Genomic DNA, 13,169 nt, shown 5'->3' with positions numbered 1-13,169 from the left:
GGTGCGCATATGGGGCACTGGTGGGTGCGGGACATCGTCGAACCGGGCAAACTCCCGCTGCTGCTGGCCCTCGCCGCCTTCGTGTTCACGTTCGTCGTCACCCGGGTGATCACCCGGCTGATCCGGGCCGGCCGGGGCCCGTTCGGCAACGTCAGGGCCGGCGGGCTGCACATCCACCACGTCGTGCCCGGGGTCGTCCTCACCGTCGTCGGCGGCTTCGGCGCCGTCGCCAGTGACCGGCACGGCGCGGGCAGTGCCGTCGCCGCCGTGGTCTTCGGCATGGGCGCCGGGCTGGTCCTGGACGAGTTCGCGCTGATCCTGCACCTCAACGACGTCTACTGGACCGAGGAGGGCCGCAAGAGCGTCGAGGTCGTCGTGCTCACCGCCGCGCTCGTCGGGCTGCTGCTCGCCGGGTTCTCCCCGTTCGGCGTCAACGACCTGTCCGCGCAGGAGCTCCAGGACCGCGGCGGTGCCCTCACCACCATCCTCATGAACTTCCTCTTCGCGCTCGTCGCCCTGAGCAAGGGCAAGGCGCGGGTCGCGGTCCTCGGGGCGGTCGTGCCGCTGGTCGCGCTGGTCGGTGCCGTCCGGCTGGCCCGCCCCGGCTCCCCGTGGGCCCGCCGCTTCTACGGCCGCCGTCCCCACGCCCGCGCCAGGGCCACCCTGCGCGCCTACCACCACGACCGCCGCTGGGCCCTGCGCACCCGCGCCCTTCAGGACCTGATCGGCGGCAGGCCCGACCCGCGCCCGGCCCGGCTGTCCGACCGCCGCTGAGGCGGCCGCACCCGCGGGCGGTACACGCGGCGCGGCCGGAACCCGTACCGGTGCCGTACCGCGACCAGCAGGCACAGCAGCCCCACCGCCATCAGCGCGGCCAGGTGCTCCTTGCCCGCCAGGTTCTCCTTGACCAGCACCTCGGCGACCATCGCCAGGGTGACCGCGCCGGAGGTGAGATAGGCGCCGTACCGCCAGCTGACGAACACGGCGAGCCCCACCACGGCCGCGGACGGACCGGTGTCCACCACCTGCGCGTCCGTCCACGGCAGCCCGAACGGGGCGTGCGCGCCGAACGAGATGCCGACGCGCGCGTACAGGGTCCCGGCGAGCGTGGCGACGTACGCGATGACCAGCGTCCGCCACCAGCCGATGCAGATCTCGGCGATCCCGAACACCAGCAGGATCTGTGCCAGCGCGCCCCACACCGGCAGGTCCAGCGCCGGCACGAACAGCGACAGCGGGGTGCGCAGCACGGCCAGCCACAGGGGGTCCTGGGCCCGTACGGCGCCCGCGTTCTGCACGAACTGGTAGCCCCAGGACTGGTTCTGCACGTACTGCAGCAGGGCGGTCAGACACACCGCCGCGACCGTCATCGGCGCCGCCCGCAGACGCCGGTTCAGCAGGGTCTCCCGTACGGTGACGTACAGCAGCCCCCACTCCTCACGGGCCCAGCGGGCGAGCGCTCTCATCGGACGTTCCTCATCGGTGCGTTTCCAGGTGTCTGCGGTGCAGCCACTTCGGCAGTCCCGGCGCCTCCAGGAAGCCCTCCGCGCGGGCCGAGGCGAGGCCGATGCGCAGCAGGTCCGCGCTCTTCTCGAAGAGCAGGAACCGCGGCTCCCAGATGGGCCGGTACTTGGCGTTGGCGCGGTACAGCGACTCGATCTGCCACCAGCGGGAGAAGAAGCTGAGCAGCGACCGCCACAGCCTCAGCACCGGGCCGGCACCGAGGCGTGCGCCACGTTCGAAGACCGAGCGGAACATCGCGAAGTTCAGTGACACCTGGGTGATCTCGATCTCCCCGGCCCGGCGCAGCAGTTCGATGACCATGAACTCCATCAGCCCGTTGTCGGAGTCCCGGTCACGGCGCATGAGGTCCAGGGACAGCCCGTGCGGCCCCCACGGCACGAACGACAGCACGGCGCGCAGCCGGCCCCCGGCGTCCGTGCACTCCAGCATCACGCACTGCCCGTCCTCGGGATCGGCGAGCCGGCCGAGCGCCATGCTGAAGCCGCGTTCGGTCGCGCCGTCCCGCCAGTCGTCCGCACGCTCGACGAGATACGCCATCTCGTCCGCCGGGATGTCCTCGTGCCGCCGGATCCGCACCTGGTACCCGGCCCGCTTCACCCGGTTGTACGCCTGCCGGACCGTCCGCATCGCCCGGCCCTCCAGGGTGAAGTCGGCGACCTCCACGATCGCCTCGTCGCCGAGTTCCAGGGCGTCGAGGCCGTGCCGGGCGTAGACGGTCCCGGCCTCCTCGCTCGCCCCCATCACCGCCGGGATCCACCCGTGGGCCCGCGCCTGCACCAGCCACGGGGCGATCGCGCCCGGCCACGCCTCCGGATCCCCGAGCGGATCCCCGGAGGCCAGGCTCACCCCGCCGACCACCCGGTAGGCGACGGCCGCCTTCCGGGTCGGCGACCACACGACGCTCTTCTCCCGGCGCAGCGCGAAGTAGCCCAGCGAGTCCCGCTCGCCGTGCCGCTCCAGCAGGGCCCGCAGCTGCTTCTCGTCGTCCTCGGTGAGCGGGTCCACGGCGCGCCGGGAGCGGAACGCGGCGTAGAACACGGCGAGGACGAGGGCCGTGCTGAGCACGTTGATCGCGACGTTGGCCCAGTTGGGCGGGTCGATCCCCGGGAAGCGGGAGCCCTCGGCGGCCACCGACACCAGGCGCAGGGTGCCGTAGTGCCAGCGCTCCGGGAAGGTCGAACGGGCCGCCTGCGCCGCCTGGTTGGTCACCGTCACCAGCAGGCCGGCGAGCAGGCTCGCGGCCAGCCCGCCGCCGACGGCGACCGTCGCCGCGAGCCGGGGGTTGGAGCGGTCGCCCTTGGCGTAGAACTCCCGGCGGCCCACCAGCAGCGCGCCGACGAACGCGGCCGTGAGCACCAGTGAGACCCAGTTCTGCCCGTACCGCCGGATCTCCGGGAACGCCATGGCGAACGCGAACAGGGAGAGGAAGGCCCCGCTGAGCACCATGTTGAGGATCCAGGCGGCCCGCTTTCTGCGCCGCATGGTGATCGCCAGGAACGCGGTGAACACGCCCGAGGCGAAGCCGGCCGTCAGCAGGTACGGCGTGAAGAAGTCGTCCTGGTTGTGCCGGCGCACGTCCTGCCCGAGCGAGACCCAGACCGCGCTGAGGAAGTTGATGAAGGCGACGGTCCGCAGATACCAGACAGCGAAGGCGGCGGCCCGCCGGGAGGCCCCGGTGGACCGCCGTCCCTCCTCACCCGGGCGCCCCGGCTCGGCGTGCAACGGCGCGGCAATTCGGGCATCTCCCATGGGTCAGGATCATATGGGCGTTGCCCGGGCCAACCGCACTTTTCCGCCTGGCGACGGCGCCTGCCGCGCTTCCCCGCCGCACCGCCGCCCGGCCCGCACGGCGGTGCCCGGAAGCACCGAACCGGCCGAAACCCGTCTACTCCTGGGCCTTTTCCGGCTGTTCCGACTCCTCCGACGCCTCCGGCTCCTTCTCGGTCCCCGGCCTCTCGGGCAGTTCGGCGGCCAGTGCGGCGGCGCTGCGCACCAACGGCAGCGCCAGCAGGGCCCCCGCGCCCTCGCCGACCTTCACCCCCTGCTCCAGCAGCGGCTCCAGGGCCATCCGGTCCAGGGCCTTCGCCTGCCCCGGCTCGCCGCTGTCGTGCCCGGCCAGCCACCAGTCCGGAGCCCGGAAGGCGACCCGCTGCGCGACCAGCGCGCACGCCGCGGCCACGACCCCGTCGAGGATCACCGGCAGCTTCCGCACCGCACACTGCAGCAGGAACCCGGTCATCGCCGCGAGGTCCGCCCCGCCCACGGTCGCCAGCAGCTGCAGCTGGTCCCCGAGGACCGGCCGCGCCCGCCGCAGCGCGTCCCGGACCGCCGCGCACTTGCGCATCCACGCCAGGTCGTCGATCGCGAGCCCGCCCCGCCCGGTCACCACCGACGCGTCGGTCCCGCACAGCGCGGCGATCAGCACCGCCGCGGCCGTGGTGCCGCCCACGCTGATGTCGCCGAGCACGACGAGGTCCGTACCGGAGTCGGCCTCCTCGTCGGCGACGGCGACGCCCGCCCGCAGCGCCGCCTCGGCCTCGTCCAGGGTGAGCGCGTCCTCGATGTCGATGCGGCCGCTGCCGCGCCGCACCCGGCGCCGCACGACGTCCTCCGGGAAGGCGTCCGGCGCGCAGTCCAGGGCCATGTCGACGATCCGTACGGGCACCTGAAGCCGGCGCGCGAGCACGGACACCGGGCTCGCGCCCTCCAGCACGGCCCGCACCAGCTGCTCCGCGCCGCCCGCGGGACGCGCCGAGACGCCCAGCTCGGCGACGCCGTGGTCACCGGCGAAGAGGATCACCCGCGGCCGCTCCACGGTCCGTACCGGTACGGCACTCTGCGCGGCGGACAGCCACTCGCCCAGCTCGTCGAGGCGGCCCAGCGCCCCGGGCGGCACGATCTGGCGCTCCCGCCGGGCCTCGGCGTCACGGCGCACGCCCCCGTCCGGGCGCTCGATCAGATCGGTGAAGTCGTCCAGATTAAGCCTGCTCATTCGCCGAACAGTACCGCCCGAGAACGAACGCTTCCGCGCCACATGGCCACCACACCCCCACAACGTCATTGCACCCAAGATCGGGATCCCATACGTTCCGGTTTGCTGCGGAATGTCGCCCAGGGAGCCGCCCATGTCGACCTCGACCCCGACCCGGACCACACCCGCCGTCGCGGACCACTTCCACGAGCCGCGCCGCGCGGACTGCCCCTGGTGCGGAGGGAGGAACCTGCGGACACGGATGCGCGCGAGGGACCCGTTGCGGGACCGGGCGGGCACGTTCGTCCTCGAGCAGTGCCGCCAGTGCGGCCACGTCTTCCAGAACCCGCGGCTCACCGCGGAGGGACTCGCCTTCTTCCACCGGGAGTCCTACGAACGCCGGCTGGAGGAGTTCGCCGCGCGCGTCCTGTCCGACCACGCCGTCCGCCGCCGGCACCGTGCCGCCGCCCACAAACTCTCGGCGCTGCCCGAACCGGAGAGCTGGCTGGACGTGGGCACCGGCCACGCCCGCTTCCCCGAGGCGGCCAAGGAGTTCTTCCCGTACACCAGCTTCGACGGCCTGGACCCGACGGGCCGGGTGGAACAGGCCCTCCTGGAGGAGCGGGTGGAGGAGGCCCACCGCGGCTTCCTCACCACCCCCGGCACGGCGGCCCGCCTGCGCGCCCGCTACGACGTGGTCAGCATGTTCCGCCACCTGGAGCACACCCCCGACCCGCGCGCCGAACTCCGTGCGGCCCTGACGGTCCTGCGGCCCGGCGGTCACCTCGTCGTCGAGGTCGCCGACCCGCGCTGCGCGTTCGCCGCCCTGCTCGGCAGGTGGTGGCTTCCGTACGGCCAGCCCCGCCACCTGCACCTGGTGCCGCGGGCCAACCTCCGCGCGGAACTGGAGCGGCAGGGCTGCACGATCCTGGTCACGGACCGGCGCACCCCCCACATCCCCTACGACCTCTCGGCCGCCGTGAACCTGGTGCTCGCGCCCGCGCACCCCCTGCTGAGGGCGGCCGCAGCCCCCGTGGCCGACGTGGCCTGGGTGCTGGACAACATCCTGGCGCCCCTGCTCCGCCGCACCCCGTTCTCCAACGCGTACCGCATGGTGGCCCGCAGGAACGCGCCGTAGCCACCGCAGCACGGCACCCGTCGGCCGGTCAGCCCCGCAGCACCAGCGCCTGCCCGGCCACCACCAGCAGCACCTGCTCGCACTCGCCCGCGAACGCCGCGTTCAGCCGCCCGAGTTCATCCCGGTACCGGCGGCCGGACGCCGTCGCGGGGACGATCCCCGACCCCACCTCGTTCGACACGGCCACCACCGTCCGGCGGGTGGCGCGCACGGCCTCCGTCAGCTCGCCCACCCGCTCCCGCAGGGACTTCTCACCCCCGCCCGCCCACTCCGCGTCGTCCCACGCCCCCACGGAGTCCATGACGTCCGTCAGCCACAGCGACAGACAGTCGATCAGCAACGGCGGCCCGTCCGCGCGCAGCAGCGGCACCAGGTCCGTCGTCTCCGCCGTACGCCACGACCCCGGCCGCCGCTCCCGGTGCACGGCCACCCGCTCCGCCCACTCGGTGTCCCCGCCCCGCGTGCCGCCGGTCGCCACGTACAGCACGTCCGGGAAGGACTCCAGCCGCCGTTCGGCCTCCACCGACTTGCCCGAGCGCGCCCCGCCCAGCACCAGCGTCCGGCGCGGCACGTCCGGCACGTCCTCGTACACGCCGACCGTCAGTGTCGTACCGTCCGGCACCGTCCGCGCCCCGGCCGCCGCCAGCCGGCGCCGCAACTCCGGGCCGGGCGGCACGTCGTGGTCGAGGTGGACGGCGACCACGTCCGTCGTCGGGCCGACCGAGCCGACCGCCCGGAGCCGCGCCAGCGCGTCCGGGCGGCCCACGACGTCCAGGAGGACCATGTCGTACGACTCCGCCGTCGCGTCCTCGAGCCCCGCCGGCGCCCCGCCCGGCGGCAGGTACAGCAGCCGCTGCCCGTCCGGACCGGTCACCGCGTACCCGGTGCCGCCCGCGTCCATCGCGAGGGCCCGCACCCGATGCCCCGTCAGCAGCGCCAACTCCCGCCCGTCCGGCACCCGCCCGGGCTGCGGCACCCCGGCCGGCACCTCCACCGCCGGGCCGTCGTGCGGATGCGACAGCAGCACCTGGCGCACGCCGCCCAGCGAGTGGCCGGCCCGCGCCGCCGCGAACGCCGCGCCCGGCGTCAGGTCGAGCAGCAGCGTCCCGTCCACGAGCACGGCGGTGTCCGCCCGCGCGTCCGGCCCCAGCGCGGTCGCGCAGGAGGCACAGGGGCAGTCGGGCCGGGGCAGTCCGGCGGGGGCACCGGTACCGAGCAGAGTCACTTCCACGGAATCGATTTTCGCCCGTCTGATCAGCTCTCGCGCTTCCGGCTAGTCTTCCAGCAGGTGTTGGATCAAAGGAGGCCCACATGACGGCATGGACGTGGCGGTTCGAGAAGGCCGACGGGACGGAGGTCCAGCCCGCCGTGCAGCCCGAGGAGTTCACCACGCAGGGGGATGCCGAGTCCTGGATCGGCGAGCACTGGAAGGCGCTCCTGGAGGGCGGCGCCGACCAGGTGCGGCTGTTCGAGGAGAACACCGAGATCTACGGGCCGATGAGCCTGCACGCCGACGCGGCGTAACCGGCGCGGAGGGGTACGGCCCGGGCCGTACCCCTCGTCACTGCTGGCCCAGCGTCACCTCCGCCGTCCTCTCGCTGCCGGCCCGCTGGTAGGTCACCGTGGTCTTCTGACCCGGCTTGTCCGCGGCCAGCGCCACGGCGAGGGAGGTGATGGTCGTGATCGGCTGGTCACCCACCTTGGTGATGGTGTCGCCCGGCCTGATGCCCGCCTTGTCGGCCGCGCCACCGCTCTTGACGCTGACCACCGCCACCCCGGCCGGCTGGTAGCGCTCGTCCACGACCGTCCGCGCGGTGATGTCGAGCGCGGCCCGCCCCGAGTCGACGACCTTGCCGTGGTCGACGATCTGGTCGGCGATCGTCTTCACCATCGACGCCGGGATGGCGAACCCGATGCCGGGTGCCGAGCTGTTTCCGAGGTCGGGGTCGGCGGCGCCGAGCGTCGGGATGCCGATGACCTGCCCGGCCAGGTTGACCAGGGCGCCGCCGCTGTTGCCGGGGTTGATGGCGGCCGAGGTCTGCACCATGTTCGGGATCGTCGCGCCCGAGCCCCCGCCGGCCTCGCTGACGGTCCGTCCGGTCGCCGAGACGATGCCCTCGGTCACGCTGGACGACAGCCCGAGCGGCGAGCCCATGGCCAGCACGATCTGGCCGACCTCCACCTTCCGGGAATCGCCCAGCTCCGCCGGCTTCAGCCCGGCCGGCATCTTGTCCAGCTTCACCACGGCGAGGTCCTGCCCGGGATAGGAGTACACCAGTCTCGCGGTGAGCGGCTGCTCGCTGTTGGCCGTGGTCACCCGGAAGGTCTTCTCCGACCCGACGACGTGCGCGTTGGTGACGATGTGTCCCTTGTCGTCGTACACCACCCCCGAGCCCAGCTCGCGGCTCGCCTCGATCTGCACGACCGACGGCAGTACCTCTTTGATGACCTTCTGGTAGTCGCTCTGCAGACCATTCGCGTCCATCGGCACGGCCGCCGGCGCGGTCGTCCCGGTGTTCTGCTGGGCCTGCGGATCGGCGGCGGTACAGCCGGCGGCCAGGCAGCACACCAACGCGGCCGCGGCGCCGACCTTCCGCAGGGCACGGCTGAGGGAAGCGTCCATACCCCGAGTCTCACCGCGCGGCGATCAACCGGCCCGCGTTGTTGACCCGAACGGATTCAGCCCCGTACGCCACACAGATGCAGCAGCGCCGCCACCCCGCGGTAGGGATCCGTGCGCCCGGCCCGCTCCTCGACCGCGAGCAGCGTCTCCAGGTCGTCCGGGATCTCCGCCTCGTCCGCCGCGGTGTCCGTGAAGACCCGCACGCCGTACCAGGCGTGCAGCGGGGCCGCGATACCGGCGAGGGTGGCGGTGAGCGAGGCCAGTCTGTCGGCCCGGACGTCCAGGCCGAGGCGGTTCCGGTAGCCGCTGGTGTCGAACGCGGCCAGGGCGCCCGGCCAGTCACCGGACAGGCCCGGACGCATGGCGAGCGCGTCGCCGTTGCGGACGAGGAGGGACAGCAGTCCGCCGGGCGCCAGCATCCGGGCCAGGCCCGCCACCAGCGGGTCCGGCTCCTCGACGTACATCAGCACCCCGTGGCACAGCACCACGTCGAAGCCGCCCGGCAGGAAGTGCACACCGGTGTCCCGCCCGTCGCCCTGCACCAGCCGCACCCGCTCGCGGATGCCCTCCGGCTGCGCGGCCAGCGCCTCACGCGCGGCGGCGATCATCGTCGCGTCCTGCTCGACCCCGGTCACCTGATGGCCGAGCCGGGCCAGCCGCAGCGCCTGCGTGCCCTGGCCCATCCCCACGTCGAGGATCCGCAGCCGCTGCCCGACCGGGAACCGTCCGGCCATCTGCTCGTCCAGCTGCCGGGCCACCAGCTCCTGCCGTACGACATCACGCAGTCCGCCCAGCCTGTTCAGCCAGGCCTGCGCCGCGTCCCCGGTGAAGGCGTCTGCGCTCAGGGCCGCTCTCCGCGCTTGACCTGCGGCTTCGGCAGCCGGAGCCGGCGCATCTGCAGGGAGCGCATCAGGGCGTAGGCGACCGCGCCACGGGTGTTCTCGTCCGGGAAGCGCTCCTTGAGCCGCTTCTTCAGACGGAAGCCGCTGATCGCCGCGTCCACCACGATCAGCACGATCACCACGAGCCACAGCAGCAGCGCGATCGACTGGATCGCCGGCACCCGCACCACGCTCAGCACGAGGATCACCACGGCGAGCGGCAGGAAGAACTCCGCCACGTTGAACCGCGAGTCCACCCAGTTGCGGGCGAACTTGCGGATCGGGCCCTTGTCCCGGGCGGGCAGATAGCGCTCGTCACCGCTGGCCAGCGCCTGGCGCTGACGCTCCAGGGCCTGGCGCCGGTCCTCGCGCTGGCGCTTGGCGGCCTCCTTGCGATTGGTCGGCGTGTTGGCCACGCTGCGCCGCTGGGACTGGGCCTCACTGCGCTTGGGCGTGGGCCTGCCCTTCGGGGCCTGCGGGTCACGGGGCTGCTTGGAGAGGTTCACCTGCGCCTTGTCGGCGGTCGGGGCCTTCTCGTCCTTGGCACGGCTACGGAACACAAAACCCAAGGGTAAGGGCTTCACCGGCATGGACCCCAGCCCGGCGGGGAACGATCCGGCAACACCGGACGTCTGTAGGGGGACAGAGGGGGCGTTCCGCCAGGGGGTCACCTACTCCCTGCGCCGGAGCGATACGGTCCGCAGTCGTTCTTGGGGATGAGCGCATCCGTCCCCGAACAGTGCGGTAATGGAGTCAGGGCCCGTACTGTGGGTCCTGTCGCAGGATCTGTGAGCTGGAGTCCGTCAGAAGGGGGCGCGCGAAGCCCATGAGCGGTGTCATGAAGCGTATGGGGATGATCTTCCGCGCGAAGGCGAACAAAGCCCTTGACCGGGCCGAGGACCCGCGCGAGACCCTCGATTACTCGTACCAGAAGCAGCTGGAGCTCCTGCAGAAGGTCCGCCGCGGCGTCGCCGACGTGGCGACCAGCCGCAAGCGCCTGGAACTCCAGCTCAACCAGCTGCAGCAGCAGTCCACCAAGCTGGAGGACCAGGGCCGCAAGGCGCTCGCGCTCGGCCGCGAGGACCTCGCCCGCGAGGCGCTGTCCCGGCGCGCCGCCCTGCAGCAGCAGGTCACCGACCTCGAGACGCAGCACGCCACCCTCCAGGGCGAGGAGGAGAAGCTCACCCTGGCGGCCCAGCGCCTCCAGGCCAAGGTGGACGCCTTCCGTACGAAGAAGGAGACCATCAAGGCCACCTACACCGCGGCCCAGGCCCAGACCCGCATCGGCGAGGCGTTCACCGGCATCTCCGAGGAGATGGGCGACGTCGGCCTCGCCATCCAGCGCGCCGAGGACAAGACGCAGCAGCTCCAGGCGCGGGCCGGCGCCATCGACGAGCTGCTCGCCTCCGGTGCCCTGGACGACCCGACGGGCACGGCGAAGGACGACATCGCCGCCGAGCTGGACCGGCTCTCGGGTGGTACGGATGTGGAGCTGGAACTGCAGCGCATGAAGGCCGAGCTGGCCGGAGGCTCCCCGCAGCAGGCCATCGAGGGCGGCGCCGGGCAGGGGCAGACCCAGCAGCAGCCGCAGGACACCCCGCGCTTCGACAAGCAGTAGTCCGGCGCCGGGGCCCGAGCCGAGGAGGCCGACGTGATCGTACGGATCATGGGGGAGGGCCAGTGGAACCTGGCCGACGCCCACTTCGACGAGCTGAACAAGCTCGACGACGAGCTGCTGGCGGAGATGGAGAGCGGCGACGCGGCGGGCTTCCGCGGCACGCTCGGCGCTCTCCTCGACTCCGTCCGCCGGCTCGGCACGCCGTTGCCGGCCGACGCCCTGGAGCCCTCGGAGCTGATCCTCCCCGCGCCGGACGCCTCGCTGGAGGAGGTCCGGGAGATGCTCAGCGACGACGGGCTGATCCCGGGCTGACGCCGGTCCGGTCCGGGGCCGGGGTTCCGGGTCGGCACACGCGGGCCGGAGGCGGTCACCGTCCCGGGAGGACAGCGGGTATCCGGCCGACGGCGCTTGGCAGTTGACACTCCGTCGGACGGCCGGTCGCCCCACGGCCCGGGGCGCTCGCCCGTACAGCGCGCCGCGAAGCCCCCGTACTGTTGCCACCGTGAGCACTCTCGACCGCGCCCGCTGCAGCCTGAAAGCGCACCCTCTCGCGCTGGACGCGGCCCTCGCCGCGGGCGTGCTGGTGTGCATGATCGCGGGGTCCTTCGTGACCCCCCGCGGCACCAACGGCGTCACCTGGGGCATCCGCACCCCCGACCCCCTCAGCCTCCTGCTCATGCTGCTCGCCGCGGCCACGCTCGTCTTCCGCCGCCGCGCCCCCAAGGCGGTCCTCGCCGTCACCGGCGTCCTCTCCGTGGTCGAGTGCGTCACCGGCGACCCCCGCGCCCCGGTCGCGATGTCCGCCGTCATCGCCCTGTACACCGTCGCCGCGACCACCGACCGCACCACCACCTGGCGCGTCGGCCTGCTCACCATGACCGTGCTGACGGCCGCCGCCATGCTCGGCGGCCCGCTGCCCTGGTACGCGCAGGAGAACCTGGGCGTGCTCGCCTGGACCGGCATCGGCGCCACCGCCGGGGACGCCGTACGCAGCAGGCGCGCGGTCGTCCAGGCCATCCGGGAGCGGGCGGAGAGAGCCGAGCGCACCCGCGAGGAGGAGGCCCGCCGCCGGGTCGCCGAGGAGCGGCTGCGCATCGCCCGCGACCTGCACGACGTCGTCGCCCATCACATCGCCCTGGTGAACGTGCAGGCCGGGGTGGCGGCGCACGTCATGGACAAGCGGCCCGACCAGGCCAAGGAGGCCCTGGCGCACGTCCGCGAGGCCAGCCGCTCCGCGCTGGACGAGTTGCGCGCCACGGTCGGCCTGTTGCGCCAGTCCGGTGACCCCGAGGCCCCGACCGAGCCCGCCCCCGGCCTCAGCCGGCTGGAGGAGCTGGCCGGCACCTTCCGCAACGCCGGCCTGCCCGTGCAGGTGGCCCGCGCCGACCAGGGCACCGACCTGCCCGCCGCCGTCGACCTGGCCGCCTACCGGATCGTCCAGGAGGCCCTGACCAACGTGCGCAAACACGCCGGGCCGGAGGCCAAGGCCGAGGTCAGCGTCGTACGGGTGGGGCCGAACATCGAGGTCACCGTGCTGGACGACGGCGCGGGCGCGGCCGGTGTGCCCGGGGCGGGCGGCGGGCACGGACTGCTCGGCATGCGGGAGCGGGTCACCGCGTTGCGCGGCACCCTCACCACCGGGCCCCGCTACGGCGGCGGTTTCCGCGTCCATGCGATCCTGCCCCTCAAGACCCGTACGACGGCCCCGGGGGAGACCGCATGACGATCCGTGTCCTGCTCGCCGACGACCAGGCTCTGCTGCGCAGCGCGTTCCGGGTGCTGGTCGACTCCGAGCCCGACATGGAGGTGGTGGGGGAGGCCTCCGACGGAGCGGAGGCGGTCCGGCTGGCCCAGGAGCGGGCCGCCGACGTGGTCCTCATGGACATCCGGATGCCCGGGACGGACGGGCTCGCCGCGACCCGGATGATCAGCGAGGAGCCGTCCCTCGCCCAGGTCCGCGTGGTCATCCTGACCACCTTCGAGGTGGACGACTACGTCGTCCAGGCGCTGCGCGCGGGCGCCTCCGGCTTTCTCGGCAAGGGCAGCGAGCCGGAGGAACTGCTGAACGCCATCCGTATCGCGGCGGGTGGCGAGGCCCTGCTGTCGCCGGCCGCCACCAAGGGACTGATCGCCCGTTTCCTCGCCCAGGGCGACGGCGACGACGGCCGCGACCCGGCGCGGTCCGAGCGGCTCGGCGCGCTCACCGGGCGGGAGCGCGAGGTGCTGGTCCAGGTCGCCGGCGGCCACTCCAACGACGAGATCGCCGAGCGGCTCGCGGTCAGCCCGCTGACGGTGAAGACGCACGTCAACCGGGCCATGGCGAAGCTGGGCGCGCGTGACCGGGCACAGCTCGTGGTGATCGCGTACGAGTCGGGGCTGGTACGTCCGAGGACGGAGTGATCTCCACCCGGGCG

Annotated in this window: 14 protein-coding genes; 7 read left to right on the top strand and 7 right to left on the bottom strand. The window is 73.3% G+C overall.

What is annotated here, in order from left to right; translation table 11 throughout:
• Positions 1–9: 9 nt before the first annotated feature.
• Positions 10–774: a hypothetical protein gene (locus tag AB0D93_RS05160; RefSeq protein ID WP_362113150.1), complete on the top strand. Its 765-nt coding sequence runs from the start codon at positions 10–12 to the stop codon at positions 772–774.
• Here AB0D93_RS05160 and AB0D93_RS05155 read toward each other — a convergent pair.
• From AB0D93_RS05155 to cobT, 3 genes are all read right to left on the bottom strand, one after another.
• On the bottom strand, positions 714–1,466 hold the full coding sequence (locus AB0D93_RS05155) for a hypothetical protein (RefSeq protein ID WP_362113147.1): 753 nt from the start codon (positions 1,464–1,466) through the stop codon (positions 714–716). The two genes, AB0D93_RS05160 and AB0D93_RS05155, sit on opposite strands and share 61 nt — an antisense overlap.
• Before the next feature lie 10 nt (positions 1,467–1,476).
• Positions 1,477–3,273, bottom strand: coding sequence for a phosphatidylglycerol lysyltransferase domain-containing protein (locus tag AB0D93_RS05150; protein ID WP_362113144.1), 1,797 nt, complete (start codon positions 3,271–3,273; stop codon positions 1,477–1,479).
• A 136-nt stretch (positions 3,274–3,409) separates the two neighbouring features.
• Positions 3,410–4,516, bottom strand: coding sequence for a nicotinate-nucleotide--dimethylbenzimidazole phosphoribosyltransferase (cobT, locus tag AB0D93_RS05145; protein ID WP_362113141.1), 1,107 nt, complete (start codon positions 4,514–4,516; stop codon positions 3,410–3,412).
• Between the two features lie 133 nt (positions 4,517–4,649).
• On the opposite strand from cobT, the gene AB0D93_RS05140 reads away from it, so the two are divergent.
• Positions 4,650–5,633, top strand: a complete 984-nt coding sequence (locus AB0D93_RS05140) for a class I SAM-dependent methyltransferase (RefSeq protein WP_362113138.1) — start codon at positions 4,650–4,652, stop codon at positions 5,631–5,633.
• 28 nt (positions 5,634–5,661) lie between these two features.
• Here the strand turns inward: AB0D93_RS05140 and AB0D93_RS05135 are convergent, their stop codons facing one another.
• The gene (locus AB0D93_RS05135; protein ID WP_362113135.1) at positions 5,662–6,864 is read right to left on the bottom strand and encodes a bifunctional adenosylcobinamide kinase/adenosylcobinamide-phosphate guanylyltransferase; all 1,203 of its coding nucleotides are present in this window, start codon (positions 6,862–6,864) and stop codon (positions 5,662–5,664) included.
• 80 nt (positions 6,865–6,944) lie between these two features.
• Here AB0D93_RS05135 and AB0D93_RS05130 point away from each other — a divergent pair, with 80 nt between their 5' ends.
• The gene (locus AB0D93_RS05130; protein WP_055709718.1) at positions 6,945–7,157 is read left to right on the top strand and encodes a hypothetical protein; all 213 of its coding nucleotides are present in this window, start codon (positions 6,945–6,947) and stop codon (positions 7,155–7,157) included.
• Positions 7,158–7,194: 37 nt separating this feature from the next.
• On the opposite strand, the gene AB0D93_RS05125 is transcribed toward AB0D93_RS05130, so the two are convergent.
• From AB0D93_RS05125 to AB0D93_RS05115, 3 genes are all read right to left on the bottom strand, one after another.
• Complete coding sequence (locus tag AB0D93_RS05125; RefSeq protein WP_362113132.1) at positions 7,195–8,256, bottom strand: trypsin-like peptidase domain-containing protein; 1,062 nt, start codon at positions 8,254–8,256, stop codon at positions 7,195–7,197.
• Positions 8,257–8,312: 56 nt separating this feature from the next.
• Positions 8,313–9,014 carry a methyltransferase domain-containing protein gene (locus tag AB0D93_RS05120; protein ID WP_362113129.1) on the bottom strand — a complete coding sequence of 234 codons (702 nt, stop codon included), beginning with the start codon at positions 9,012–9,014 and terminating at the stop codon, positions 8,313–8,315.
• An 83-nt stretch (positions 9,015–9,097) separates the two neighbouring features.
• Positions 9,098–9,727, bottom strand: coding sequence for a DUF3043 domain-containing protein (locus AB0D93_RS05115; RefSeq protein ID WP_362113126.1), 630 nt, complete (start codon positions 9,725–9,727; stop codon positions 9,098–9,100).
• A gap of 236 nt (positions 9,728–9,963) precedes the next feature.
• On the opposite strand from AB0D93_RS05115, the gene AB0D93_RS05110 reads away from it, so the two are divergent.
• The 4 genes from AB0D93_RS05110 (at position 9,964) to AB0D93_RS05095 (ending at position 13,155) form a co-directional block, all read left to right on the top strand.
• Positions 9,964–10,755 (top strand): PspA/IM30 family protein, encoded by a 792-nt coding sequence (locus tag AB0D93_RS05110; RefSeq protein ID WP_362113123.1) that lies wholly within the window; start codon positions 9,964–9,966, stop codon positions 10,753–10,755.
• 33 nt (positions 10,756–10,788) lie between these two features.
• Positions 10,789–11,067 (top strand): hypothetical protein, encoded by a 279-nt coding sequence (locus AB0D93_RS05105; protein ID WP_362113120.1) that lies wholly within the window; start codon positions 10,789–10,791, stop codon positions 11,065–11,067.
• A 190-nt stretch (positions 11,068–11,257) separates the two neighbouring features.
• On the top strand, positions 11,258–12,478 hold the full coding sequence (locus tag AB0D93_RS05100) for a histidine kinase (RefSeq protein ID WP_362113117.1): 1,221 nt from the start codon (positions 11,258–11,260) through the stop codon (positions 12,476–12,478).
• Positions 12,475–13,155, top strand: coding sequence for a response regulator transcription factor (locus AB0D93_RS05095; RefSeq protein ID WP_362113114.1), 681 nt, complete (start codon positions 12,475–12,477; stop codon positions 13,153–13,155). Before AB0D93_RS05100 ends, AB0D93_RS05095 begins: the two co-directional genes overlap by 4 nt.
• Positions 13,156–13,169: the final 14 nt, after the last annotated feature.

It is taken from the genome of Streptomyces sp. NPDC048191 (genome assembly GCF_040652655.1).
GTDB lineage: Bacteria > Actinomycetota > Actinomycetes > Streptomycetales > Streptomycetaceae > Streptomyces.
This window is presented reverse-complemented; position numbering and strand designations above follow the sequence as displayed.